This window comes from Massilia luteola, from assembly GCF_034420155.1.
GTDB lineage: Bacteria > Pseudomonadota > Gammaproteobacteria > Burkholderiales > Burkholderiaceae_D > Telluria > Telluria luteola.
Map to the genome: position 1 here is coordinate 40,033 of NZ_JAXOFN010000038.1, position 24,930 is coordinate 64,962.

Genomic DNA, 24,930 nt, shown 5'->3' on the forward strand with positions numbered 1-24,930 from the left:
AGGTCTTGCGCAGCACAATTCCAACAGGCTCAACATCAGCAAGGACACATCATGCCGGAAGGCCCGTCGCTGGTCATCCTGAAAGAGCAGACGGCCCGGTTCGTGGGCCAGGAGATCGTGCGCGCCGACGGCAATACCTGGGCCATCGACACGGCGCGCCTCGTCGGCCAGCCCATCGTTGCGCTGCGCACGTGGGGCAAACACTTCCTGATCCAGACGCCGGCGATGGTCGTGCGCATCCATTTCCTCCTGTTCGGCACGTACCGGGTGAACGAGCGGCGCGACAAGCCCCCGCGCCTGTCGCTCGGCTTCGCGGACGGCGGCGAGCTGAATTTCTATGCCTGCTCCGTGAAGGAAATCGACAGCGACATCGACGCGTCGTACGACTGGGCCGCGGACGTCATGTCCGACGCCTGGGACCCGGCCAGGGCGCGCAAGAAGCTCAGGGCCGCGCCGGACACGCTCGCCTGCGACGCCCTGCTCGACCAGGACATCTTTGCCGGCGTCGGCAACATCATCAAGAACGAGGTGCTGTTCCGCATCCGGGTGCACCCGCTGTCGACGGTGGGCGCGCTGCCGCCGGCCAAGCTGCGCGCGCTCGTGCAGGAGGCGCGCCAGTACAGCTTCGACTTCCTCGAATGGAAAAAGGCGTTCACCCTCAAGCAACATTGGCTTGCGCATAACAAGAAAACATGTCCCCGCTGCCATATCCCATTTCACAAAGCGCACCTGGGCCGGACGAACCGGCGCAGCTTCTGGTGCGAGCGCTGCCAGAAGCGGTATGAATGAGCGGCGCAAATGACTGGGAAGCAACACATCGCGACATTGTGACTTTTGACCCGATGCCAGCAATATTTCTTGTTGTTAATGGTCACTGCTCATACTACAATTATTTAAGACGGTGCTGCTTCATCGCAATGCCCTGTTCTTTTCCCAGATATCGTTACGAGATTGGATCGTCTTATGTCCTTCCTGTCCTCAGCCGCGCCGAAGCTTGCCCCTTGGAAAGTACTGCTCGTCGACGACGAACCGGACATCCATGACATCACCAAGCTCACGCTGTCCCGGTTCCGCCTCGACGGCCGTAGCCTGTCCTTCCTGCACGCGTACAGCGGCGCCGAGGCGAAAGCCATCCTGGCGCGCGACAAGGACATCGCCCTGGTGTTTCTCGACGTGGTCATGGAGCGCGAGGACAGCGGCCTGGAAGTGGCGCGCTGGATGCGCCAGGAGCTGGACAACCAGTTCACCCGCATCGTGCTGCGCACGGGCCAGCCCGGCCAGGCGCCCGAGGAACGCGTGATCGTCGACTACGACATCAACGACTACAAGGAAAAGACCGAGCTCGACCGCACCAAGCTGTTCACGACGACGTTTGCCGCCCTGCGCGCCTACCGCGACATCATGAAGGTCGAGGACGCCCGCCGCGTCCAGCAGAACTACCGCGAGGGCCTGGAGCGCGTGATTTCGGCGTCGTCGCACCTGTTCAAGCAGCGCAACCTGAAGGATTTCGCCAGCGGCCTGCTGCAGCAGGTCGTCGCCCTGCTGCGCCTGGAGCAGAGCATGCTGCTGCGCGTGGCCGGCGCCAGCGTCATCGCGGGCGAAAGCCAGTACGAGGTGCTGGCGCGCATCGGCGACGTCGGCGAACAGGACATCGGGCCGGAACTGATCGCCCAGCTGGACGAGGCGCGCCACAACCGCATCTCGAAACTGCACGGCGATACCTATGTCGGCTATTTCCCGAACAACAGCGGCAAGGCGTCGCTGCTCGTGCTCAAGGGCGTGGACGAGATCGACGAGATCGACGTGCAATTGCTCGACGTCTTTTGCTCGGGCGTCGCCATCGCCTTCGACAACATCCTGCTGAACCAGGAAATCACCGACACCCAGGCCGAACTGATCCTGCGGCTGGGCGACGTCGTCGAGTCGCGCTCGAACGAGGCCGGCAACCACGTGCGCCGCATGGCCCAGGTCTGCCACCTGCTGGCGCTGGAATCCGGCATGCCGGACGACGAAACGGCCGTGCTGATGCATGCCGCGCCGATGCACGACGTGGGCAAGATCGCCACGCCGGACGCCGTGCTGCTGAAACCGGGCCGCCTCACGCCCGAGGAATGGGACATCATGAAGCAGCATCCGACCATCGGCCTGCAGATCCTCGACGGCTCCCAGCGCCCGATCCTGAAGGCGGCCGCCGTGATCGCCCACCAGCACCACGAAAAATGGGACGGCAGCGGCTATCCGCAGGGGCTCAAGGGCGCCGACATCCACCCGTATGCCCGAATCGTGGCCGTGGCCGACGTGTTCGACGCGCTCACCCACGAGCGCGTGTACAAGAAAGCGTGGCCCATCGACCAGGTGCGCGATTACCTGCACGACGTGGCGGGCCAGCACCTCGACCCGTATTATGTCGACATCCTTATCCGCAACCTCGACAAGGCGGCCGAGATCAACGAACGCTGGCCGGACTGACGCACGAGTCCTCTTTCCGCCAGGCCGGGACAAGCTAGGCATTGTCGGGTAGTATGCTGAGCTTCGAGGCAACGTTGTCACGACTGCCATTCCGGCCCATGCGTATCCGAACCCGACTGCTGATCCTGATCCTCGTGATCCTGGTCCCCGCCTTCGTCGCGGCGGTGCTGGCCGTCTGGTATGTCTATCAGGAAGAGCGCGTCGCCCAGGAAACGAGCGTCAAGGAAGCCGTGCGCGCCTTCGCCCTCGTGGTCGACAACGAACTCGAAACGAAGGAAGGCATCCTGCACGCGCTGGCGAATTCCCCCGCGCTGGCCCGGGGCGACTTCGACACGTTCTACCGCCACGTCAGGTCGCTGGCCCCGACCGACGAGACCGCGATCATCCTGATCGGCCTGGACGGGCGCCAGCTGGTCAACACGCGGGCCCCGCTGGGCGCGCCGCTGCCGTTCCGGCGCGCGTCGAACATCGACGGCCTCATGAAACGCGACGGCGCCGACCGCACGATCGTGTCCGACCTGTTCGTCTCGCAGATCCTGCACCGCCACGACTTCGCCATCCAGGTGCCGGTGCGCGTGGATGGCGCCATCCGCTACTACCTGTCGATGGGCGTGAACGCCGCCATCCTCCAGAACGTGCTGCGCGAACAGCGCTTCCCCGCCGAGTGGCAGGCCACGATCCTCGACCGCAACGGCAAGGTCGTCGCGCGCTCGCTCGACGTCGACCGGTACCGCGGGCGCACCGTCAGCAACATGGCCATGTCCCTGTTCGCGGCCCACCGCGAAGGCGTGTTCTCCAACAAGAACCTGGCCGGCATTCCCGTGCAGGCGTTCTACAGCACCGTGCCCGCATCGGAATGGAAGGTCCTCGTCAGCATTCCCACGGCCGACCTGCGCCGCGTGCCGCTGCATGCGGCGACGTTCCTGGCCGCGATCATGGCGATGCTGCTCGTGCTGTCGTCGGTGGCCGCGCGCTGGTTCGCGCGCCGCGCCGCCATCCCGATCGAATACCTGGGCCGCAGCGCCGAAGACCTCGGTGCCGGCCGCGAAGTGCGCTACCAGCCCCAGGGCATCATCGAGATCGACGCGGTGGCGCAGCGCATGGCCGAAGCCAGCCACCAGATCCTCACGGCCCAGGCCGAGCTGGAACGACGCGTGGCCGAAGCCGTGGCCGCCAGCGAGCGCGCCCAGAGCGCCCTCGTGCGCGGCCAGAAGCTGGAAGCCCTCGGCCGCCTCACGGGCGGCATCGCGCACGAATTCAACAACCTGCTGCAGACGCTGACGACGGCCCTGCAGCTGGCCGCCCTGACCGCAAGCCAGCCCAAGGTGCTGAGCCTGGTCGACACCTGCAAGCGCACGGTCAGCCGCGCCACGGCGCTCACGACGCGCCTGGGGTCGTTCGGCCGCGTGCAGGACGCGCGCCTGCTGACGGTCGATCCGGGCGACCTGGTGCGCGGCTCCGTGCAACTGCTGCGCGGCGTGCTGCGCCAGGGCACGCGCATGGAGGTGCTGTGCGCGGACGATCCGTGGCCCGTGACCGTCGACCCCGTGCAGTTCGACCTGGCGCTGCTGAACCTGGCGATCAATGCGCGCGACGCCATGCCGGACGGCGGCCGCCTCGCCATCGAGGTGTGCAACTGCACCCTCGAGCCGACGGTGGAGCGTACGGGCGGCGACTATGTGCGCGTGCGCGTGACCGACACCGGCACGGGCATGCCGCCCGAGGTGCAGGCGCGCGCGCTCGACCCGTTCTTCACGACGAAACCGCCGGGCCAGGGCTCCGGCCTCGGCCTGCCCCAGGCGTACGCCTTCGCCACCCAGTCGCGCGGCTGGCTGACCTTGTCGAGCGCCGTCGGCGCCGGCACCACCATCGACATCTACCTGCCGCGCTCGCAGCAGCCGCTGTCGGCCGTCGCGGCGCGCGCCGACGGCCAGGCGCCGGGCCGCGGCAGCGGGCGCGTCCTGTTCGTCGAGGACGATCCGCTCGTGCGCGAAGCGGTCGTGCGGGGCCTGGAGGACTGCGGTTTCGACGTGATGGTGGCGGCGGACGGCGACAAGGCGCTCGCCATGCTCGACGCCGGCCTCGATGCCGACGTCGTGTTCTCCGACATCGTCATGCCCGGCAAGGTAAGCGGCATCGACCTGGCCGGCCTGCTGCGCGAACGCCGCCCCGGCCTGCCGGTCGTGCTCGCGACCGGCTACACCGACCAGCGCGCCGTCATCCCGGGCGTGCAGGTGCTGGCCAAGCCCTACGAGATCGACCAGCTGGTCGAATTGCTGTCCAACCTGTCCACCCCGCGCTGAACCGCCGTTTTGAAGCGTTAAAGCCGCAGCGTGACCCGCTCGCCGTCGACCGCGACCGTGCACAGGGTGGCGTTGGCCTGGCGCCCCGCCGACGTGGCGCAATCGGCACGGACCGGCTTGCCCTGGTAGCTGCCGTCGAACTTGCCGTCGCCGTGCAGCAGCGAGATCTGGTCATCGATGACCTTGGCGCCGTTGACGAAGATGCGGACGTCCGAGCTGTCGACCAGTTCGCCATGGATGTCCAGCTTCCCGTCGCGGCTCGTGTAGTGAGTGTCGGTTACCGGCGCGAACGCAGCGCAGCCGGACATTGTGACGGCCAGGACGGCCGCGATCATGAATTTTGTTGACATCTTTGTGTAATCTTCGCTTATCTTCGCGTTTCTCTTCAGGAACGCGCAATCATACGGGTATTTTTCTGAAAATCAATATTCAAAAAAGACAATTTATATTTATTTTTTGCAATGCAAATTCCGGCCGAATGCCGATATTTACAATTCCCGTACAGAAACTATCGGTTGCGTTCCATCGCGGTCGGCAGGCGTAGAATGAAAGCGATCATGGAGGACACCAATATGCAGACCCTGCCCCTGCGAATCGGCGCCGGCCAAGACCTGCGCGCCGTGCTCGACGCCCTCGTCGCGCAGCACCACGTGGAAGCCGCTTTCGTCCTGCAAGGCGTCGGCAGCCTGTCCGTCGCCCGGCTGCGCTTCGCCGGCCGGCCGGAATTCACGGAACTGCGCGGCGACCTGGAAATCCTCACGCTGGGCGGCTCGCTGTCGCCGGACGGCCCGCACCTGCACGTGTCCGTGGCGGACGACGGCGGCCGCGTCCTGGGCGGCCACCTGGGCCCCGGCTGCATCGTGCGCACGACGGCCGAGGTGCTGGTGGCACTGCTGCCGCGCCACCGGTTCCGGCGCGAGTTCGATCCGGCGACCGGGTTCGACGAGTTGTTCGTGAAGGCTTGACGGTGTTGACTCGTCAGCGCCGGCCGGCACTTCCGTGACGTGGCCGGCGAGCCGGGGCCTTTCATACCCGGGCGGACGAGATACCGTTGCGGTCGGCGTGGGAACGAGCACTCGTGGGGAGAATCCGCGCGTATTCGGCGCCGCTTTTTCGGTAAGCTCATCGGCTTCGATTCAGCTGTTCAATAATCCGGAGCCTGATTGATCATGAGTGGAATGAAGAGATTTTTAAAAAGCAGAGCTTTTATCGCGATTCTCGGGACGATCCTCCCTGCCGCGGCAGATGCGGCGGATCTCGTGCCGATCACCCTGATCAACGACATCCCGTTCACGACCGTCAAGGTGGGTAATGCGTCCGCTCGTCTCATGATTGATTCGGGTGGTTCGCTTGGCATCTCGATGCCGGAAACGATGGCGAAAACATCCGGATCGGTAACGCTGCTCGACAGCACAAGCAAGTTTCGCGACTTACATGGCCAGGTGTACGAAGTCCGGAATCTCGTCGCCAAGGAGGTTGTGATCGGTGCTACCCGGCTCGATCCGGTGGAAGGCCGGGTGCACGTACAGTGGGGCGGCGCCCCGGAAGGACCGGACGCGGAGCTCACGAAGGCGCGGCAGGCCGGCGCGATCGGTCTCGCGGCATTCGGAAATCGGCCGGTGATGTTCGATTATCGTCTGGGTAACCTGGCGATCTACGCGCCCGGCGAAGATCCATGGGCCCGCCGCCAGGAATGGCAGACGCTGCGCCTTGGCTACGGCAAGGAAGGCCCGAGCGTCGTATTTGTCGTCAATGGGAAGCCGCTAAAATTCGTACTGGATACCGGGACACCCGTCAATCTCGTCAACGCCGAGAACCTGGCGGTCGCGTCGATCGCATGTCGGAAGCCGGCTTCGGGCAAGCCGGATTGCGATCCGCGTTCGCTTGGAAATGTGCAGGACAGCGACGGCCACTCATTGGGCGAATTGAAGGCTGAACGGGTCAAATTGGACGGGGCGCCGTTCGACGGCCTGTTGGGCGCGCCATTTTTTCATGAACATCGCGTGCTGTTCGATCTTCCCGAGCATCGCCTGCTCATTTCACCGCCAGACGTGAAGCGTGGCGCTATGTGATGCATTGCGGGACCGGACGGGCTGCGGCATGCGTCCGGATCGACGGTAATCGCAGCACTGGACGCACACGTGATCACAACCGGAACGGCGTGCTATGTCCGTCTCCGCACCGAACGGTCGCACGCCCGGTCGTAAGCTCGAGGGTAAAGACAATACCCCGCCGCCGACCGGAGAGACCGACCATGACCACCCCCACATCCTCACCCACCGGCGCCGCAACGGATGACACGCCGTTACCCAGGCCCGCGCCCCTGTCGCTCGCCGCATGGAAGCAGTTCGTCAACGTGGCCAAGCCTTACTGGCTGGGCGATCAAAAGAAAAGAGCGTGGACGCTGCTGATGCTGCTGATCGTCCTGATGCTGGTCGACACCAAGCTGGCCGTCATGCTGAACAACCAGACCGGCGAGCTGACCTCGGCGCTGGCCGCACGCAACGGCGACCGGTTCTGGACGTCGGTGCGGGCCTGCCTGGCGATCCTGGCGCTCGCGGTGCCGACCTACGCCTTTTACTACTACATGCGCGACGTCTTCGCGAACCAGTGGCGGCGCTGGCTCACCGGCCGCTTCCTCGACGGCTACCTGACAGGCCGCAAATACTACGCGCTGGGGTCCGGCGGCGAGATCGACAATCCGGACCAGCGCATCAGCGAAGACATCAACACGTTCACGGGACGGTCCATCAACTTCCTGCTGATCTTCCTGGGGTCGATCATGCAGCTGGTCGCGTTCAGCACCGTGCTGTGGTCGATCTCGCACGTGCTGGTCGGCGTGCTGGTGGCGTACGCCGTGATGGGCAACGTGGTCGCCCTCTACGTCTTCGGCAGTCCGCTGATCCAGCTGAATTTCTGGCAGTTGCGGCGCGAGGCGGATTTCCGCTTCAGCCTGATGCGCCTGCGCGAAAACGCCGAATCGATCGCGTTCTACCGGGGCGAGGCGCAGGAACGCACGCACATCGACCACACGTTCGACAAGGTGATCCGCAACTTTGCCCGGCTGATCAAGAAGCAGCGTGCGCTGAACTTTTTCCAGCGCACGTTCAGCCAACTCACCGTGGTGCTGCCCTACGTGATCCTGGCCGGCGGCGTCCTGTCGGGTGCGCTGGAAGTGGGCCGCGCGACGCAGGCGGCCGGCGCGTTCACCGCCGTGCTCGGTGCCGTGGGCGTCATCGTCGACAACTTCGAGAGCCTCAGCCGCTTCGTGGCGGGCATCGGCCGCCTGCAGGCGTTATCGAACCTCGTCCTGCCCGGCGCGGCGCCCGCAGGCGCGGCCGGCGCCGAGCGCCCGAGCATCCGGATGACGCCGTGCACCCACCTGGCGCTGGAATCCCTGACGCTGTGCCCGCCGCAATCCGACCGGGTGCTGATCAAGGAGTTGAGCCTGGTGTTGAAGCCGGGCGATGCCCTGCTCATCACCGGCGACAGCGGCTGCGGCAAAAGCTCGCTGCTGCGCGCGATCGCGGGCCTGTGGCACGAAGGCAGCGGCGTGATCCACCATCCGCCCATCGAGGACGTGTTCTTCCTGCCCCAGCAGCCCTATCTGCAGGCGAGCACCTTGCGCAGCCAGCTCATCTACCCCAGCGTGCGGTCGGACCTGGGCGACGAGCAGTTGCTGGAGATCCTGGAACAGGTTCACCTGCCGCGCCTGGCCGAACGCGTGGGCGGCCTGGACGCCGTGCACGACTGGGAAAAACTGTTGTCGGTCGGCGAACAGCAACGCCTGGCTTTCGGCCGCGTGCTGGTGCACAAGCCACATATCGTCATCCTGGACGAGGCGACGAGCGCGCTCGACAGTGGCAACGAAGCGTCCCTGTACGCGCGCCTGCGCGACAGCGGCGCGACCCTCGTCAGCATCGCCCACCGCGCCGGCGTGCTGCGCCATCACACGCACGTGCTGCATCTGCAAGGCGACGGCGGCTGGGAAGTGATCGACGCCAGCGGTTACCGGTTCGATGAGCCGGCCGCCGGCGCGCCCCTCCCCGACGCCGCGCCGGCGCGGCAATCGGTCGCGGCGACGCTCGTCGGGTAGGATTGGATGGCCGGTCCGGCAACGAGCCCGACAGTGTGCGCGACCGGCGCCGCCGTGTTCCGCTGAAACTCAGGCGGCCTTCAGCGCGGGCCGGACGGACTTGCGCGGGAAGCGCAGGTGGTAGCGCAGGCCTTGTCCCGGGCTGCTCTCGACGCGCAGCGTGCCGCCCAATACGCCGGTCGCGAGGTTGTACAGGATGTGGCCACCGAGGCCGCTGCCGCCGCTGCCGCGCTTGGTCGTGAAGAACGGGTCGAACAGCTTGGCCAGCGTCTCCGCATCCATGCCCGCGCCATCGTCGCCATAATCGAAGACGACGTCGTCGCCGTCGAGCGCCGCCTGGATCGTGATGTGGCCGCGCTGGTCGCGCTCGAAGCCGTGCATCAGCGAATTGACGACCATGTTCGTGACGATCTGCGACACGGCGCCGGGAAAGCTCTCCAGCAGCAGGTCTTTGGGGCAGTCGATCGCGACTTCGAGCGGCCGCCCCTTCAGCTTCGGCTGCAGCGACAGCAGCACCTCGTTCAGATAGGTGCCGAGATTGAAGCTGCGGATGTCGTCCGAGGACTGGTCCACCGCCACCTGCTTGAAACTGCGCACGAGGGCCGCGGCGCGCTGCGTGTTCGTCGTCATGATGCGCAGCGACTGGTCGACGACGTCGAAGAACGCGCCCAGGCTGTCTTCCGTCATCTCGCCCGCCGCCAGTTCCTCGCGCGTCAGCTTGAGTTCCTGCACGAGGTGGCTGGTGGCCGTCACGCAGATGCCCAGCGGCGTGTTGATTTCGTGGGCGACGCCGGCGACCATCTGGCCCAGCGACGCGAGCTTTTCCTTGCGCACGAGCTCCGACTGCGCTTCCTGCAACTGGTGCAGCGCCTGTTCGAGCGCGGCGTTCTGTTGTTCCAGGCGTTCCTTGGCCTTGCGGATGGCACGGTCGGCCTGCATGCGCGCGATGGCCACCGCGACGTGGCTGGCGATGAAGGCCAGCAGGTCCAGGTCGGCCTTCGCGTAGACGATGGTCGGGTCGTAGCTCTGCACGACCAGCACGCCGTACGCCTTGTCGTGCACGAGCATCGGCGCGCCGATCCAGCTGGCGATGTCCGTGTTCCCCAGCGGGTGTTTCACCTTGCCGGCCGCATGCAGGCGCGCAAAGCTGCCGGCGTCGTGGAGCTGCGCCTGCTTGGTCTGCAGCACGTACGACACCATGCCCATCCCGAATGGGAAGCGTTGATGGGGCGCCTCGCTGTCCTTTTCGTCGGCAAAATATGGGATGCTGATCTCACCCGTGTCCGGGTGCGTGAGCGCGATGAGGAAGTTCTTCGCCATCATCAATTCGCCGATGATGGTGTGCAGGCTTGCGGCCAGCACGTCGGTCTCGAGCGCGGTCGCGGACAGGTCGGCGATCTGGTACAGCGCGTGCTGCACCTGCTCGGCGCGGCGGCGCTCCGCGACCTCGCGCGCCAGCGCGCGGGTGCGCTCCTGCACGGCGCGCTCGAGGCGGTCCATGCTCTGCAGGCCCTGCAGCGCATTCGACACGTGGCTGGCGATCAGCTCGAACAGCGCCTGGTCTTCGGCGTTGTACCGGTGTTCCGGCAGGTAGCTCTGGATGACGACGGCGCCCAGGACCTCGTGCTGCTGGTCCAGCAGCGGGCACCCCATCCAGTGCTCGGCGATGCTGCCCGTGCCCCATGCCATCCCGGTCTCACGCTGGCGCATCTCGTCGGCCGTCATCGCGAGCGGTTGTTTGTTGAGCATGATCCAGGCCGTCGGCGACTGGTCGGGCGAGGCGAGCGTCACACGCTCGTCGGGACTCGGACCCTGGTCGATCGAGTCGACGAAGTAGACGAAGCGGACCGTGTCGTCTTCCCGTTCGGCCAGCGTAACGTAGAAGTTCTCCGCATACATGATGCGGCCCAGCGCGCGATGCACCGCGCCGATGAACTCGGTGACGTCGGTGCAGCTGGCGGACAGGTGCCCGATGTCGAGCAACATGGCCTGGACCGCTTCCAGGCGGGCGAGACGGTCTTCCATCGATTCCCCTTATCGGACCATAAAGATGCGTTCGGGAAATATTATCAGCTTGGGGCGTGACTGCGGGGGTTGTGCCGCCAAAAACCACACACCCGATGTCCGGCCGCCTGGTGACGCCGCAGCATCGCGTGCCTTACGCGTGGGCGGAGGCCGCCCACCCTAACGGGGCGCGCGGAAATCGTTGTCGATCCAGGTCGTGGCCGACCCGGGGGACAGCTTGAAATCCGGCGCCACCCGCACCTGCGCCACGCGCTCGCCCATCTCGTCGAAGGCGCTCAGCAGCGCATATGGGTTGTCCTCGTCCGGGACGATGTCCAGCGTCACCTTCAGCTCGCCCTCGGCGGTCGACACGACGGTGCTCTTGTGCAGCCGCGCGTGCAGCTGCTGCTCGTGGCGGCGGATCACCTCCGACGCGGTCTTGACGAGCGTGTGGAAGGCGGGGGTATCGAGCGGCTTCGGGTTCTTCTTGTCGCGGCCCATGGTCCAGGGGCCGACGAGGGCCGGCTCGGATTCGCCATCCTTGTACATGGCCACGGCCCAGCCGTCATCGTCCTCGTTCTTGATGACGCGCGCGGTCCAGCCGTTGCCCTGCCACAGGCGGGGCTCCTGCACGGGGGCGTCGCTGTCCTGCTCCGGAGCGTGGTCGGGGGTTTGGTCGTTCATTCTTGCTGTCTCGGTCGTGCGGGCATACGCCCAGAAGCGAGATCATAGGCCTTCGCGGCGCACTGGACAAGCGCCGATTCCGTACCGCTAGATGATGCGCAGGTCGGGGCCGCGTGGCGGCACGATGGGTGGGCCGGGCGGCGTGTTGCGCGGGTCGATGGCCGGCGATGGCGACGGAATATGGCGACTGAACGGATTGATGATGATGGGTGGAATCGCCGGCGGTGCCGAGGGCGGATTCTTGTGGCCGGCCGCGTCCAGATTGCGGTGGTTCAAAACACATTGCATAGAATGCCTCCTGCAACAGAGCAGGCTGTCAGTATAGACTTCGAGTCCAGCATTGCAAGGCTTGATTTCCGGCCACTTTTTACCCGTGCGCCACCGGTCAGTCAGTCCCCGATGGCGGCACCGAATACGTGCCGGCCGGGATTCGGAAAAGACGGCAACGTTCATGGTTGTCCGCGCGCGCGCAACAGGTCCGCCAGGCTGCGCGGGGCCGGTATGAGCGGGGTGCGGTACGTCGTCCAGCCCAGCTGGTCCCGCGGGGCCAGGACGCGCAGCCGCGTGGCCGCCCAGCGGAACATCCGGTACACGGCCGGCCGGGCGAACGCGCCGCGCCAGAAGCGCCAGACGAGGCGTTCGCCGCGGCTGTACCTGGCACCCTGCCCGCGCAGCGGGTGTTCGACCGCGGCGTCGGGAGCGCGGTTGGCCTCGGTGCGCAGGCGCACCAGCAGTTGCGGGATCGGGATGCGCACGGGGCAGACGTCGCCGCACGCGCCGCACAGGCTCGATGCCGTGGCGAGATCCGCGGTCGACTCGAGGCCCAGCAAATGCGGCGACAGGATCGCGCCGATCGGTCCGGGATACGTCGTGCCGTACGCATGGCCGCCGATGCGGCCGTAGACGGGGCAATGGTTCATGCACGCGCCGCAGCGGATGCATTGCAGCGTGGCGCGCAGCTCTTCGTCGGCATACGCCTGCGTGCGGCCGTTGTCGAGCAGGACGAGGTGCAGTTCGCGCGGCCCATCCAGTTCACCGGCACGGCGCGGGCCCGAGACCAGGTTGAAGTAGGTCGTGATGGCCTGGCCGGTGGCGGACCGCGTCAGCAGGCTCGCGAGCGGCACGATGTGTTCCAGCTTTCCCACGACCTTTTCGATGCCCATGATGGCGATGTGCACGTCCGGCACGGTGGTCGACAGACGGCCGTTGCCCTCGTTCTCGACGAGCCACAAGGTGCCCGTGTCGGCGGCGGCGAAGTTCACGCCCGACAGGCCGATGTCGGCCTCCACGAACGCGTTGCGCAGCGTGTGGCGCCCGGTCTGGATCAGGCGGTCGACGTCTTCCGTGTACCCGGTGTCGGGGATGTGCTCGGCGAACAGCGCGCCGATGTCCGCGCGGGTCTTGTGAATCGCCGGCATCACGATGTGCGACGGTTTTTCGCCCGCCAGCTGGACGATGTATTCGCCCATATCCGATTCCAGGCACGCGATGCCGCGCTGCTCGAGGTAGTGATTGAGCTCGATTTCCTCGCTCGCCATCGACTTGCCCTTGACGATGCGGCGGGCGGCGCGGCCGGTCGCGATGCCGTGGATGATCGCATTCGCTTCGTCCGGCGTGTCGGCCCAGTGGACCTTGGCGCCGGCCGCCGTCAGCGTCGCTTCCAGCCGTTCGAGCAGCGCGGGCAGCCTGGCCAGCGCGTGCTTGCGCACCGCTTCGCCGAGGTCGCGCAGGCGCTGGAATTCGTCCTCGTCGCCGAACTGGCCGCGGCGCTTGTCCTGCAGGAAGGTCATCGCGCCGCGAAAACTCTGGCGCAGCTGCGGGTCGTCCAGCGCCGCGCGGCTGCGCGCGTGAAAATCGTCGGAGGGAACGAAATGCAGGGTGGACGTCTTCATGCGGCTTCCTTTACGTCGGGTGCGTCGGTGACGATCACGACCCACGTCCAGCGCGGACCGTGCGCGCCGAAGGCCAGGGTCTGCTGGATGTCGGACGTCTTCGATGGTCCGGTCGCCAGCACGAGATTGGTCGGCATGCCGTCCTGCCAGCGCTCCGCGTGCAGGGCCTGGTGCAGGTCGGCGTGCAGCGTGTGCGCGTAGACGAGCGCGATGTGCAGCGGCGGCACCAGCGACACGGTGCGCGGCGACGCCGCATCCGGCGCCAGCACCAGCGTGCCGGTGGCGGCGATGCCGGAGCGCGCGACGGTGAAGCCGGCATCGACGGTGCCGAACAATTCTTCCTTCCAGTCTTCCAGCGGGCGCTCGAATGCGAGCGCCTCGACGCCGGCCGGCAGCGCGGCGCGCAAGGCCCGGCCTTCCGGGCTCGCGGTGTCGACGACGATGCGCGACACGCCCGCCTCGGCGATGCTCGCTGCCAGCCGCACGGGCCATTCGCCAGCATGCGCGCACCAGGCCTGCGCGCGCACGGCCACGAGCGCGGCCTGCATGCGCCGCGCCAGCACGTCCGGCGCGGGCGGCGGGACCGCCCGGCGCGCGTCGAAATGCGCGTCGATACGCCGTTCGAGATCGCTGACCGCGGGTTCGCGCGGGCTGGCGTCGCGCAGGCGGCCCAGGATGCGGTCGCGCGCGCTCATGACGGCTCCCCCATCCGGCGCCACAGGAAGCTGGCGAGATGCTCGACGGCCAGCGGCGCGCCCTGGTGCTGCGCGGCGTGGCCGATGTTGAGCAGGCACGCGCAGTCGGCCGACACGACGCGGCGGCACCCGGTCGCGCGCACGGACGCGATCTTGTCCTTGACCATCGCGCCGGAAATGTCCGCATGCTTGATCGAGAACGAGCCGCCGAAGCCGCAGCATTCGGATTCGCGCTCGTGTTCCACCCGCGTCACGCCGGGCAGAGCGTCGAGCAGCGCCACGCCGTGCGTGCGCGTGCCCATCTCGCGCCGTGCGGAACAGGAGGTGTGCAGCACGACGTCCTCGGTCCCGGCGGCCGGCGTTCCGGCGGCCGGCGCCCCGGCGGGCATTTCCCACCCCAGCACGCACGTCAGGTATTCGGCGAACTCATGCACGCGCCCGGCCAGTGCCTGCGCCTTCGGCTCGACTACCGGATCGGCGCGGAACAGCGCCGGCCAGTGCTTGCGCATCATGCCGGCGCACGACCCCGAGGGCACGATCACGGGCCACGGTTCGGGGAACAGGTCGAGCTGGGCGCGCGCGACGGCCCGCGCCTCGTCCGGATTGCCGCTGCTCCATGCGGGCTGGCCGCAGCAGCTCTGGCCGCGCGGATAGTGGACGGTGATGCCGGCCGATTCCAGCACGCGCACGGCGTCGAGCCCCGCCTGCGGCATGAACAGGTCGATCACACAGGTGCCGAACAGATACACGTTACGGGTCATGCATTGCCTCCAGGTTCGTTGGCTTCTCTTTTGGTCGGCCGATATTTCCAGTATTCTGTGTGCATCACAAACTGGTTGGGCCAGAGGAGGAGAACGCGTGGTCACAGGGAACCGGCAGGCCGGCGGACGGGTCGCTGTGGTCATACGCAGGCTGGAAGAAGCATTGCTGGACGGCAGTTTTCCGGCCAACGCGAAACTGCCGTCGGAGCGCGAGCTCGCGCAGCGTTACGCGGTGTCGCGCAACACCGTGCGCGAAGCGATCCAGCAATTGGACGCGCGCGGCCTCGTGCACATCCGGCCGCGCAGCGGGGTCTTCGTGTCCGACCAGCTGCGCACGGGCGCGCCGTCGCCGTGGGCCCAGCTCATCGCCGACAGTCCCGCGCGGCGCGACGACATCCTGGAATTCCGGCGCGTGCTGGAAGGCGCCACCGCCTACTTCGCCGCGCTGCGCGGCACCGACGAGGACCTGGAACGCATCCGCGCCGCGACGGCGCGGCTGGAGCAGGCGCGCCGGGACGGCAATCACGCCGGCGAATCGCGCGTCGACGTCGAACTGCACGAGGCGATCGCCCAGGCCTCGCGCAACAGCATGTTCCTGCATCTGCACAGCAGCATCACGAAGATGATGCGCGAGCACATCATCCGCAACGTCGACGGCTTGCGCGAGCTGAACCAGTCGGTATCGGAAAACCTGGCGCTGCAACACCGCACGATCTGCGACGCGATCTGCGCCCGCCGCCCGGAAGAAGCGCGCACGGCGATGCAGACGCACATCGACTATGTGCGCAGCCGGTTCGACGCCGAAGACGACTAGCCGTTCCTGGTTGGACCAGCGCCCGGGTCGGCGCCGTTCGTCGCCGCAAGCCGCCCTCCGGCCCTCGAAACATGCAGTTTGTCGCAGCCCGCTGGAGCCGCACGGGACGTATGGATACAGTACGACCATGCCGAGAACGACATGACCCGTTCAACGCGAACCCAATCAACGAGAAACCCAAGAGGACCATCATGAAAAAGACCACCGCCATCATCATCCTGTTCCTGTTCGCCCTGCTCGCCTGGAACGTCTTCACGTTCGGCGACAGCGTCGTCAGCTTCGACGGCGACGAGATTGGCGGACCGCTGGGCGCCGTGCTGGCGACGGTCTTCGCGGGCGGCGGCATCCTGCTGGCCGGCCTGATCATGCTGGTCGTGGGCGCCGTGCTCGCGGTGGTGTTCGCCGGCGTGGGCATCCTGTGCATCGGCGGCCTGGCCATCGGCGCCTGCGTGCTGGCGCTCCTGATCTCGCCGCTGCTGCTGCCGCTGCTGGTGCCCGTCGCGATCGTGTGGTATCTCGCGAGCCGGTCGCGCAAGCATCGGATCATGCAGCAGCCGGTGTGATTCGTACTCGTGGGCACGGGGTGCCCACGAGTGACGTTCGCGATGTGCCGGCGTCAGCGCACCGCCGTCAAATCCCCTCCACCAGCCGCATCGCGAACACGATCGGCAACCCGGCCGCGATGACCTTTCTCGCGGCGGCGCCGTGGTCGTACGGCACCCGGAAATACCGGATCTCGCGGGCCGCGTCGTCGAAGATCGCATAGCACGCCGCGTTGTTCTGGTCGCGCGGCTGGCCCACGGCGCCGGGCAGCACGAGGTACTGGTGCTGCGGCTGCAACGCGATGGATTCGCCGGCCGCCGGCACGTGGCGCCCCATGCGGCCGTCGTCCGCGCGGCGGTACAGCGCCGGTGCGTGCACGTGGCCGGAAAACACGATGCGGCTGCCGCTGGCGCGGATGCTGCGCTCGGCCGCATCGAGGTCCGTGACGTATTCCCACTGCTGCGGCGCATGCGCGCTGGCGTGCACGAAGAAGGCGTTGCCGTGCTTGTGCGTCAACGGCAGCGCGGCCAGGAAGGCCAGCTGTTCCTGGTCCAGCTGGCCGCCGGTCCAGGCGATGACTGCGCGCGCTTCCGCATGCATCTGCGAACGTACCGGCCGCGTGACGGCATCATCGTGGTTGCCCTGCACCGCCACGGCGCCGCGTTCCACGTATTCCATCACCGTGCGCACGACCCAGGCCGGATCGGCGCCGTAGCCGACGAAATCGCCCGTGAACGCGTACTGGTCGACGTGCTGGCGCTCCGCGTGCGCGAGGCAGGCCTCGACGGCTTCGCGGTTCGCGTGCAGGTCGGTCAGCAGGGCGAGGCGCATGATCGGGTGTCGATTCCAGGTGCGGCAGCAGCGGCGCCGCGTATCACCGCGTGGGCGGCGCACGCGGCGTTGTTAGTCATCGGTGCAGCCGCCCACCCTACGGTTGCGCGCGTTCACGCGCGTACTGCTCGTAGCCGCGGGCGCGCAGCTCGCATGCGGGGCACTTGCCGCAGCCGTGGCCCCAGGCGTGCGGCGCGCCCCGTTCGCCCAGGTAGCAGGTGTGGGTCTCGAAGCGGATCAGGTCGACCAGCGCTTCGCCGCCGCACGCTTCCGCCAGTTGCCAGGTCTGCCGCTTGTCGATCCACATCAGTGGCGTCTCGACCTTCAGGCGCGTGGCCATGCCCAGGTTGAGCGCGACCTGCAGCGCCTTCATCGTGTCGTCGCGGCAGTCCGGATAGCCCGAGAAATCCGTCTCGCACATGCCGCCCACGAGCACGGTCAGGCCGCGGCGGTACGCGACCGTCGCCGCCACCGTCATGAACAGCAGGTTGCGCCCCGGGACGAAGGTGTTCGGCAAGCCGTTGGCCTGCATCGCGATCTCGACGTTGCTGGTCAGCGCCGTGTCCGAGATGCGCGCGATCAGCGACAGGTCGACCAGATGGTCTTCGCCCAGGCGCTGGTCCCACGTGGCCGACAGCGCGCGCATCTTCGCCAGCACGGGCGCGCGCACGTCCAGCTCGATCGCGTGGCGCTGGCCGTAGTCGAAGCCGATGGTCTCGACGCGCTCGTAGCGTTGCAGGGCCCAGGCCAGGCAGGTGGTGGAATCTTGTCCGCCGCTGAACAGGACGAGCGCGGTATCGGGTTGGTGCATAGTGAATTTCCTGAAGTAATTGTCGAGCGAGGCGTCCGCCATCCCATTTGACAATCAGTTAAGATGTGGCCGGCATATTGACGAATGGAGCGACATGATTTCCGCACGACCCGACCCATGCACGGCGATGGCGCCGGCGCGATCACGAATTTTGGCACAAATCGTGCTGGCCGTGAACGCGCTATGCCTCGCTCCGGTCGCGGCCGCGCAGGACCAGCCGGTGCCGCCGGCCCCGGAAGCGCCCTCCCGGGCCATCGACTACGACGTGCGCATCGACGCGCCGCGCCAGCTGCGCGAGCTGCTGGAGAATAACCTCGACCTGATGCGCTGGCGCGGCAATCCGCGCGTCGACCGCGAACAGCTGCTGCGCCTCGTGCGCGCGTCGCCCGAGCAGATCAAGACCCTGATCGCCACCGAGGGCTATTACAGCCCGAAGGTATCGGCCGACCTCGACACGTCGGGCAGCAAGCCGGTCGTGCTCATCGACGTCGCGCCGGGCGATCCGGTCGTCGTGGGCGACGTCGACATCGAACTGCGCGGCTTCGTCCCGTTCGACAAGGGCAGCGCCCCGATCGACGCGGCCGCGCTGCGCAACCGCTGGACCCTGCCCGTCGGCGCGCGCTTCCGCACGGCCGACTGGGAAGCGGCCAAGCGCGGGCTCGTGCGCCAGGTCGCGCAAACGCGCTTCCCGCGCGCCCAGCTGCTCGATTCGTCCGCCACGGTCGACCCGGACACGCACCGCGCCCTGCTCAAGGTCGTCGTCGACAGCGGCCCGGACGCGCACTTCGGCAGCCTCGAGATCGAGGGCCTGAAACGCTATCCGGCCAGCGTGATCACGAACCTGAACACGATCCGCCCCGGCGACGAATACAACGAGGCCGCGATGCAGGCGCTGCAGGGCCGCCTGCAGGACACGGGTTACTTCAGCGGCGTGGAAGTGAGCGCCGACATGTCGTCGGTGATCGCGTCGCAGGTGCAGGACCTCAAGCAGAACGAGGGCGCGACGCAGCAACCGCCGAGCGGTCCGGCCGTGCTGCCCATCCTTGTGCGCGTCACCGAGAACAAGCGCAAGAACGTGGCCCTCGGCGTCGGTTTCTCGACCAACACCGGCGCCCGCACGCAGGCCGAGTACGACGACCTGAACGTGTTCGGCAAGCGCATGAAGAGCAACGTGTTGTACGAACAGAAGCACCAGGCGGCGAAGGCCGAGTTCTACCTGCCGACGACGACGGGCGGCTACAACAACAGCTTCGGCACCGGCTACGACCGCCTCGACGCCAACGGCCAGATCACGCGCACGACGAGCGTCCACGCCAAGCGCGCATGGGGCTCGCCGCTGCTGGAAAAGACGCTCACGCTGGAAGCGCTGACCGAACAGGTGACCATCGACGACCTGCCGACGACGCGCGTGAAAAGCGTGCCGCTGACGTTCTCGATCACGAAGCGCCACCTGGACAGCCTCGTGCAGCCGTCGCGCGGCTACATCGTCAACGCGCAGATCGGCGGCGCCTTCCTGCCCGTGCTGACGGACGAAAAATTCGTGCGCCTGTACACGCGCGCCCTCGGCTACAAACCGGTCGGCGAGGCCGGCACCCTGATCGTGCGCGGCGAATTCGGCGCGGTCGGGTCGAAGGACAAGAACGGCGTGCCGTCGACGTTCCTGTTCCGCGCCGGCGGCGACCAGTCGGTGCGCGGCTACGGCTACCAGCAGCTGGGCGTGCCGGTCGGTTCCGCCATCACGGGCGGCCGCTACCTGCTCACCGGCAGCGCCGAATACGATTACTGGTTCAAGCCGCCGTGGGGCGCGGCCGTGTTCTACGACGTCGGCAACGCGGGCGACAATTTCCACGACCTGAAGCCGAAGGTCGGCTACGGCGTCGGCGCGCGCTGGCGCAGCCCCGTCGGCCCGATCAACGTCGACGTCGCCTACGGCAAGGCGGTACATAAAGTCCGCCTGCACTTCTCACTGGGATTCACGTTCTGATGGAAGCCGATAAGCAAACGCTGGAAACATCCAATCCCGTACACCAGCGTCGCTGGCCGCGCCGCGTCGGCATCGGCGTGGTCGTCGTCGGCGTCGTGCTGGGCGGCGCCGTCTGGTACCTGGGGCGCGAGACCACGCTGCAGATGATCGCCCAACGCCTCGCCGGCGCGAGCGGCGGCAAGCTGACGCTGTCGGGCGTCACCGGCTCGCTGTACGGCCATATGCACATCGGCCACGTCGTGTTCCGCACCGAGACGTCGGTGACGACGGCCGACGACATCGACATCGACTGGAAGCCCTGGCAATACCTGTCGCGCGGCGTCGAGATCGACAAGCTGTACGCCCGCGTGCTGCGCGTGGAAACGCTGAAGCCGTCGACCGAACCGGCGACGATGCCCACGAAGCTGGCGCCGCCGTTCAAGGTGGCGGTGGAAGACGCGCGCCTGGCGAAGGCCATCTTCGTGAACAAGGGCGCGACGACGGAAATCGACGACATCCGCGCGCGCCTGCACGGCGACAAGGCGCGGTGGAAGCTCGATTACGCCTCGGCGAACACGCCGTGGGGCCAGGTCGCGGCCAAGGGGTCCATCGCCAACACGCTGCCGTATAAACTCGATGCCGATGCGAGCCTGACCCAATCGCAGCCGGCCGCGCCGGCGCAGGCCGCCGTGCCGCCGAGCCTCGGCGCGCACTTGACGGTGCACGCGGGCGGCGACCTGCTAAAGACCGTGATCGACGCCACCGGCCAGGCCGCGCGCGCGAACGGCAAGGCGCAGATCGTGATGGCGCCGTTCGCCGACATCCCGCTGCAGGCCTTCACGCTGGATGCGCACGACATCGATCCCGGCTTCTTCAGCCCGACGTTGCCGAGCGCGGACCTGAACCTGGCCGTGGCCGTGCACCTCGACACCAACCGCAACATCGCCGGCACCGTCGACCTGACGAACGACGGCGCCGTCGGCACGCTCGACCAGCAACGCCTGCCGCTGCGCGCGATGCGCGGCCGGCTGGGCGGCAGCCTGACGGCGATGCGCATCACCGACGTGCTGATCGACGTGGGCGCCGCCAGCCGCTTCACGGGCAGCGGCAGCGTCCAGCACGGGCCCGGCGAAAAGGGACTCGGCACGGCCGAATTCGCGCTCCACACCGACCGCTTCGACCTGCGCCAGGTCTACGGCAGCATGAAGCCGACGAAGATCGCCGGCGACATCAAGGTCGCGAACACGAAGGACGTGCAGACGCTGGACGTCAACCTGCTCGACGCCGGCATGCGCCTCGCCGCGCAGGCGGCGCTGGCGAACGACGTGCTCACGGTGCGCGACGCGCGCCTGTCGGCCGGCAAGAGCAGCGTGCGCGTGACGGGCAGCGCGAGCCTCAAGGACAACAAGCCGTTCAAGGCGAACGCCGTCGTCAGCCGCTTCAACCCGGCCGATTTCGGTACGTTCCCGAAGGCCGACATCAATGCCGAGATCAACGCGGCCGGCGCGCTGTCTCCGCAGTGGAAGGTCGGCGCCGACTTCGCGCTGCGTCCAAGCCGGCTGTTCGACCAGCCGCTGTCGGGCCGCGGCAAGGTCGATGCGGACGCCACCCACGTGCACGACGTCGACGCCACGCTGGCGCTGGGCCAGAACACGGTCGACCTGCACGGCGCGTTCGGCAAGCCGGGCGAACGGCTCGCGTGGAAGGTCGACGGCAAGCAGCTGTCCGCCCTGCGCGGCGACCTGTATGGCGCCGTGCTCGCGAGCGGCGTCGTCACCGGCACGATGCAGGCGCCGCGCACGACGTTCGACGTCGATGCGCGCGGCCTCGGCTGGGTGCCGCGCGAACGCAAGAACGACAACGGTTCCGTGCACGCGAGCGGCGAGGCGTGGCTGTCCGGATCGGCCGGCGCGCGCGTCGTCGAAGTCACGGCCAAGGGCGACATGCAGCGCCTGAACCCGGCCGCCTTCGGCTCGCCGCTGGCCGGCAGCATCAACGGCGGCTTCACCGCGAGCGGGCGCACGGGCGCGAACATGGGCGGCGCCGTCGACCTGGCGCTGCAGGATTCCACGCTGTCGAAATCGCCATTGTGGGGTCACGCAAGACTCGCCGCCGACAAGCACCACGTGTCGAACGCCGACGTCGACTTGCACCTGGGCGGCAACGTGGTCGCGGCCAGCGGCGCGTTCGGCAGCGGGCGCGACACGCTGCACTGGCGCATCGACGCGCCGCAGCTGGCCGCGCTCGGCCCCGACTTCGGCGGCGCGCTGCGCGGGTCCGGAACGGTGTCCGGCACGATGGACACGCCGTCGCTGACGGCATCCGTCGAAGGCCAGAACATCCGCGCGCTGGGCACGCAGTCGGTGCGTGCGCTGAAGACCAGCGCGAATCTCGGCGCGGGCCGTGGCGCCGCCGATCCGCTCGCGCTGGACGTCGCGATCACGGACTACGCGAGCACGACGACCGACAAACAGGGCAACGTCAGCGAAACGAAGATCGCCTCCGCGCGCCTCACCTCGACGGGCACGCGCGGCGCGCACACGATCCAGGCGGCCGCGCGCGGCGACACGTTCGACGCCGCGCTGGCCGTCCACGGCGGCCTCACCGGCAATGCATGGAACGGCACGGTCGACTCGCTGAAGAACAGCGGCCGCTACGCCATGACCCTGGCCGCGCCGACGCCGCTGCACATCGCGGGCGCGCCCGGCACCGGCCTCGCGGGCCTGGCCAAGCCGGAGCAGATCGCATTCAACGGCGCGACGATCAAGCTGCCGGCCGGCTCCGTCACGGTGGAGTCGCTGGCCAAGATCGGCCCGCGCTGGAACACGCGCGGCAGCGCCAGCGGCGTGCCGGTCAGCTATCTCGCGCAATCTTCGGACGCCATGCGCCAGAACGTGCGCGGCGACCTGACGCTCGGTGCGCAATGGGCCATCGACCTGCACGCGCCCACCGCGCCCGGCGCCGTGCCCCAGCTGGCCGGCAACGTCCACGTGTTCCGCGAAAAGGGCGATTTGATCGCGGGCGACGTCTCGCCGATCGCGCTGGGCCTGCGCCAGCTCGACCTGCGCGCCGACGTCGCCGGCGGCGCGCTGCGCACGCAGCTCGCGCTGGACGGCGCGCGCATCGGCAACGCGCGCGTGGACGCCACCGCGCAGTTGCTGCAAGGCCGCGTCGACAACGACAGTCCGCTCAAGCTGACGGCCAATGCGAACCTCGGCTCGCTCGCGTGGGTGTCGCCGCTGCTCGGCCAGCCTGGCCTGGAAGTGGACGGCGCGCTGCGCCTGGCCGTGAACGGCACCGGCACCGTCGGCGCGCCCACGCTGAACGGCAGCATCGAAGGCGACGGCCTCGCCGTGCGCTGGCCGGACCAGGGCGTCCGCCTGCGCAACGGCCAGTTGCGCGCCCTGCTCGCGGGCGACCAGCTGCAATTGCAGCGCCTGACCCTCGAAGGCAACAGCGGGCGCGCGACCGCGGACGGCGTCGTGCGCTTTGCCGGGGGCGAGGCGACGATGAACCTGAAACTCGTCGCGGACAAGCTGGAAGCCCTGTCGCGGCCCGACCGCACCGTCGTCCTGAGCGGCCAGGCCACCGTCGTGCGCGACGCGCACCAGTTCCGGGTCGAAGGCAACTTCAAGGCCGACCGCGCGCTCGTCGAACTGGCGCCGCAGGACCGCCCGACGATCTCGGACGACGTGATCGTGCTGGGCCGCGGCAATGCGGCCGCCGCACCGGCGCAGAAAACGTCGAGCGTCCCGCTGACGATCGACCTGACGGCTGACCTGGGCGACGACTTCCACCTGCGCGGCATGGGTGCGGACGCCTACCTCGCCGGCAGCGTCCGCGTGCAGAAGGTCGGTGACCGCCCGCCGCGCATCAACGGCACCGTCAGCACCGCCGGCGGCACGTATGCCGCGTACGGCCAGCGCCTGGCGATCGAGCGCGGCGTGATCACGTTCAGCGGCCCGTACGACAATCCGTCGCTGGACATCCTCGCCGTGCGCAAGCGGCCCGACGGCGAGCAGCTGAGCGAGACGAACGTCGAAGCGGGCGTGCAGGTGCGCGGCACGGCGCTGTCGCCGTCGGCGCGGCTCGTGTCGACGCCGAACGTGTCCGACAGCGACAAGCTGTCCTGGCTCGTGCTGGGCCACGGCATGGAAGCGACGACGGGCAGCGAGGCCGACGTGCTGAGCGCGGCCGCCGGCGCCCTGCTGGGTGGCAAAGGCGGCACCGGCGGCATCACGAGCAAGCTGGCGAATTCGCTGGGCGTCGACGAACTGGGCGTGCGCCAGGGCGCGGGCCAGGCGTCGGGCCTGGAAAACACCGTGGTCACGGTGGGCAAACGGATCTCGTCGCGCCTGTACCTGAGCTTCGAACAAGGCGCCGCCACCGCATCGAGCGTCGTGCGCGTGCGCTACAAGATCAACCCGCGCATCACGCTGCAGTTGCAGACGGGCACGAACACGGCGCTGGACGTGCTGTATTCGTGGGCGTTCGACTGATCCACACCGGGGTCAGGGCCCGAATCTTGGCAATGTCTAACACGACATTTCCAAAAACCGGGCTCTGACCCTAATACCGTTAAGTTAAGCGGCAAGTTCAGCAACGATCGCTTGTAAACGAGGCCGCGGGCTGTTAACCTGCGGCCTTCATGTTATCTGAATCCCTACCACTTGTTACTGTCGACTTGGCAGCCCCTGACTGGAGGCGGCTGGGCGAGCATCTTCCCGCCGAGTGGATCGAGGCGGCACTGAACTATTCTGGCAAGGCCAGCATCCGCCAGCGGCGTTTGCCCGCGCAGCAGGTAGTATGGCTGGTGATTGCGCTGGCCTTGTACCGACACCGGTCAGTACGTCAAGTGTTGGCGGAACTGGACTTGGCTTTACCGGACCTGGAGGACCGCTGTGTGACCGATAGCGCCGCAACCCAGGCGCGGCAGCGGCTTGGCGAGGAGCCGCTGGCCTGGTTGTTCGCCGCCTCGGCCCGGCGCTGGCACCAGCAGGATGAGCAGCGGTATCAGTTCAAGGGCCTGCAACTTCTTGCCATGGACGGGACCACACTCAAGCT

20 protein-coding genes are annotated in these 24,930 nt (G+C 67.7%); 11 read left to right on the forward strand and 9 right to left on the reverse strand.

Annotated elements, in window-relative coordinates; translation table 11 throughout:
* Positions 1 to 51: 51 nt before the first annotated feature.
* The 3 genes from U9J41_RS25630 to U9J41_RS25640 all read left to right on the forward strand — a co-directional run bounded on the left by U9J41_RS25630 (position 52) and on the right by U9J41_RS25640 (position 4,772).
* Positions 52 to 789 (forward strand): DNA-formamidopyrimidine glycosylase family protein, encoded by a 738-nt coding sequence (locus U9J41_RS25630; protein WP_322405002.1) that lies wholly within the window; start codon positions 52 to 54, stop codon positions 787 to 789.
* Positions 790 to 963: 174 nt separating this feature from the next.
* Positions 964 to 2,469, forward strand: coding sequence for an HD domain-containing phosphohydrolase (locus U9J41_RS25635; protein WP_322405003.1), 1,506 nt, complete (start codon positions 964 to 966; stop codon positions 2,467 to 2,469).
* Between the two features lie 98 nt (positions 2,470 to 2,567).
* A complete protein-coding gene (locus tag U9J41_RS25640) occupies positions 2,568 to 4,772 on the forward strand; it encodes a hybrid sensor histidine kinase/response regulator (protein ID WP_322405004.1) in 2,205 nt (734 codons plus the stop codon).
* Positions 4,773 to 4,789: 17 nt separating this feature from the next.
* On the opposite strand, the gene U9J41_RS25645 is transcribed toward U9J41_RS25640, so the two are convergent.
* Positions 4,790 to 5,122, reverse strand: coding sequence for a hypothetical protein (locus tag U9J41_RS25645; protein WP_322405005.1), 333 nt, complete (start codon positions 5,120 to 5,122; stop codon positions 4,790 to 4,792).
* 222 nt (positions 5,123 to 5,344) lie between these two features.
* On the opposite strand from U9J41_RS25645, the gene U9J41_RS25650 reads away from it, so the two are divergent.
* The 3 genes from U9J41_RS25650 (at position 5,345) to U9J41_RS25660 (ending at position 8,868) form a co-directional block, all read left to right on the forward strand.
* Positions 5,345 to 5,737 carry a PPC domain-containing DNA-binding protein gene (locus tag U9J41_RS25650; RefSeq protein ID WP_056449203.1) on the forward strand — a complete coding sequence of 131 codons (393 nt, stop codon included), beginning with the start codon at positions 5,345 to 5,347 and terminating at the stop codon, positions 5,735 to 5,737.
* A gap of 213 nt (positions 5,738 to 5,950) precedes the next feature.
* A complete protein-coding gene (locus U9J41_RS25655) occupies positions 5,951 to 6,844 on the forward strand; it encodes a pepsin/retropepsin-like aspartic protease family protein (RefSeq protein ID WP_322405006.1) in 894 nt (297 codons plus the stop codon).
* A gap of 182 nt (positions 6,845 to 7,026) precedes the next feature.
* Positions 7,027 to 8,868 (forward strand): ABC transporter ATP-binding protein/permease, encoded by a 1,842-nt coding sequence (locus U9J41_RS25660; RefSeq protein ID WP_322405007.1) that lies wholly within the window; start codon positions 7,027 to 7,029, stop codon positions 8,866 to 8,868.
* Positions 8,869 to 8,937: 69 nt separating this feature from the next.
* Here the strand turns inward: U9J41_RS25660 and U9J41_RS25665 are convergent, their stop codons facing one another.
* The 6 genes from U9J41_RS25665 to U9J41_RS25690 form a co-directional block, all read right to left on the reverse strand.
* Complete coding sequence (locus tag U9J41_RS25665; protein ID WP_322405008.1) at positions 8,938 to 10,893, reverse strand: GAF domain-containing sensor histidine kinase; 1,956 nt, start codon at positions 10,891 to 10,893, stop codon at positions 8,938 to 8,940.
* 159 nt (positions 10,894 to 11,052) lie between these two features.
* Positions 11,053 to 11,556, reverse strand: a complete 504-nt coding sequence (locus U9J41_RS25670) for a hypothetical protein (RefSeq protein ID WP_322405009.1) — start codon at positions 11,554 to 11,556, stop codon at positions 11,053 to 11,055.
* A gap of 87 nt (positions 11,557 to 11,643) precedes the next feature.
* On the reverse strand, positions 11,644 to 11,844 hold the full coding sequence (locus U9J41_RS25675; RefSeq protein ID WP_322405010.1) for a hypothetical protein: 201 nt from the start codon (positions 11,842 to 11,844) through the stop codon (positions 11,644 to 11,646).
* A gap of 161 nt (positions 11,845 to 12,005) precedes the next feature.
* Complete coding sequence (locus U9J41_RS25680) at positions 12,006 to 13,448, reverse strand: LutB/LldF family L-lactate oxidation iron-sulfur protein (protein ID WP_322405011.1); 1,443 nt, start codon at positions 13,446 to 13,448, stop codon at positions 12,006 to 12,008.
* Positions 13,445 to 14,143 carry a LutC/YkgG family protein gene (locus U9J41_RS25685; RefSeq protein ID WP_322405012.1) on the reverse strand — a complete coding sequence of 233 codons (699 nt, stop codon included), beginning with the start codon at positions 14,141 to 14,143 and terminating at the stop codon, positions 13,445 to 13,447. Before U9J41_RS25685 ends, U9J41_RS25680 begins: the two co-directional genes overlap by 4 nt.
* The gene (locus U9J41_RS25690) at positions 14,140 to 14,904 is read right to left on the reverse strand and encodes a (Fe-S)-binding protein (RefSeq protein ID WP_322405013.1); all 765 of its coding nucleotides are present in this window, start codon (positions 14,902 to 14,904) and stop codon (positions 14,140 to 14,142) included. Before U9J41_RS25690 ends, U9J41_RS25685 begins: the two co-directional genes overlap by 4 nt.
* Before the next feature lie 97 nt (positions 14,905 to 15,001).
* Here U9J41_RS25690 and U9J41_RS25695 point away from each other — a divergent pair, with 97 nt between their 5' ends.
* On the forward strand, positions 15,002 to 15,718 hold the full coding sequence (locus U9J41_RS25695) for a FadR/GntR family transcriptional regulator (protein ID WP_322405014.1): 717 nt from the start codon (positions 15,002 to 15,004) through the stop codon (positions 15,716 to 15,718).
* 191 nt (positions 15,719 to 15,909) lie between these two features.
* The gene (locus U9J41_RS25700; protein ID WP_322405015.1) at positions 15,910 to 16,281 is read left to right on the forward strand and encodes a hypothetical protein; all 372 of its coding nucleotides are present in this window, start codon (positions 15,910 to 15,912) and stop codon (positions 16,279 to 16,281) included.
* Between the two features lie 67 nt (positions 16,282 to 16,348).
* Here U9J41_RS25700 and U9J41_RS25705 read toward each other — a convergent pair whose 3' ends face one another.
* Positions 16,349 to 17,092, reverse strand: a complete 744-nt coding sequence (locus tag U9J41_RS25705; RefSeq protein WP_322405016.1) for a metallophosphoesterase family protein — start codon at positions 17,090 to 17,092, stop codon at positions 16,349 to 16,351.
* Positions 17,093 to 17,189: 97 nt separating this feature from the next.
* Complete coding sequence (gene queC, locus U9J41_RS25710) at positions 17,190 to 17,903, reverse strand: 7-cyano-7-deazaguanine synthase QueC (protein WP_322405017.1); 714 nt, start codon at positions 17,901 to 17,903, stop codon at positions 17,190 to 17,192.
* Positions 17,904 to 18,066: 163 nt separating this feature from the next.
* On the opposite strand from queC, the gene U9J41_RS25715 reads away from it, so the two are divergent.
* The 3 genes from U9J41_RS25715 to U9J41_RS25725 all read left to right on the forward strand — a co-directional run.
* On the forward strand, positions 18,067 to 19,887 hold the full coding sequence (locus U9J41_RS25715; protein WP_322405018.1) for an autotransporter assembly complex protein TamA: 1,821 nt from the start codon (positions 18,067 to 18,069) through the stop codon (positions 19,885 to 19,887).
* The gene (locus tag U9J41_RS25720; protein ID WP_322405019.1) at positions 19,887 to 24,365 is read left to right on the forward strand and encodes a translocation/assembly module TamB domain-containing protein; all 4,479 of its coding nucleotides are present in this window, start codon (positions 19,887 to 19,889) and stop codon (positions 24,363 to 24,365) included. The genes U9J41_RS25715 and U9J41_RS25720 overlap by 1 nt, the downstream gene beginning before the upstream one ends.
* A 149-nt stretch (positions 24,366 to 24,514) precedes the next feature.
* A partial coding sequence (locus U9J41_RS25725) for a transposase domain-containing protein (protein ID WP_322404742.1) occupies positions 24,515 to 24,930 on the forward strand: 416 nt, incomplete at its 3' end.

Bases quoted from the DNA above. Each gene is read 5' to 3' on its own strand.
- queC (WP_322405017.1), bottom strand. From the start codon at position 17,903: ATGCACCAACCCGATACCGCGCTCGTCCTGTTCAGCGGCGGACAAGAT.
- U9J41_RS25665 (WP_322405008.1), bottom strand. From the start codon at position 10,893: ATGGAAGACCGTCTCGCCCGCCTGGAAGCGGTCCAGGCCATGTTGCTC.
- U9J41_RS25645 (WP_322405005.1), bottom strand. From the start codon at position 5,122: ATGTCAACAAAATTCATGATCGCGGCCGTCCTGGCCGTCACAATGTCC.
- U9J41_RS25705 (WP_322405016.1), bottom strand. From the start codon at position 17,092: ATGCGCCTCGCCCTGCTGACCGACCTGCACGCGAACCGCGAAGCCGTC.
- U9J41_RS25700 (WP_322405015.1), top strand. From the start codon at position 15,910: ATGAAAAAGACCACCGCCATCATCATCCTGTTCCTGTTCGCCCTGCTC.
- U9J41_RS25655 (WP_322405006.1), top strand. From the start codon at position 5,951: ATGAAGAGATTTTTAAAAAGCAGAGCTTTTATCGCGATTCTCGGGACG.
- U9J41_RS25660 (WP_322405007.1), top strand. From the start codon at position 7,027: ATGACCACCCCCACATCCTCACCCACCGGCGCCGCAACGGATGACACG.
- U9J41_RS25690 (WP_322405013.1), bottom strand. From the start codon at position 14,904: ATGACCCGTAACGTGTATCTGTTCGGCACCTGTGTGATCGACCTGTTC.
- U9J41_RS25650 (WP_056449203.1), top strand. From the start codon at position 5,345: ATGCAGACCCTGCCCCTGCGAATCGGCGCCGGCCAAGACCTGCGCGCC.
- U9J41_RS25635 (WP_322405003.1), top strand. From the start codon at position 964: ATGTCCTTCCTGTCCTCAGCCGCGCCGAAGCTTGCCCCTTGGAAAGTA.
- U9J41_RS25640 (WP_322405004.1), top strand. From the start codon at position 2,568: ATGCGTATCCGAACCCGACTGCTGATCCTGATCCTCGTGATCCTGGTC.
- U9J41_RS25670 (WP_322405009.1), bottom strand. From the start codon at position 11,556: ATGAACGACCAAACCCCCGACCACGCTCCGGAGCAGGACAGCGACGCC.
- U9J41_RS25720 (WP_322405019.1), top strand. From the start codon at position 19,887: ATGGAAGCCGATAAGCAAACGCTGGAAACATCCAATCCCGTACACCAG.
- U9J41_RS25630 (WP_322405002.1), top strand. From the start codon at position 52: ATGCCGGAAGGCCCGTCGCTGGTCATCCTGAAAGAGCAGACGGCCCGG.
- U9J41_RS25675 (WP_322405010.1), bottom strand. From the start codon at position 11,844: ATGCAATGTGTTTTGAACCACCGCAATCTGGACGCGGCCGGCCACAAG.
- U9J41_RS25680 (WP_322405011.1), bottom strand. From the start codon at position 13,448: ATGAAGACGTCCACCCTGCATTTCGTTCCCTCCGACGATTTTCACGCG.
- U9J41_RS25685 (WP_322405012.1), bottom strand. From the start codon at position 14,143: ATGAGCGCGCGCGACCGCATCCTGGGCCGCCTGCGCGACGCCAGCCCG.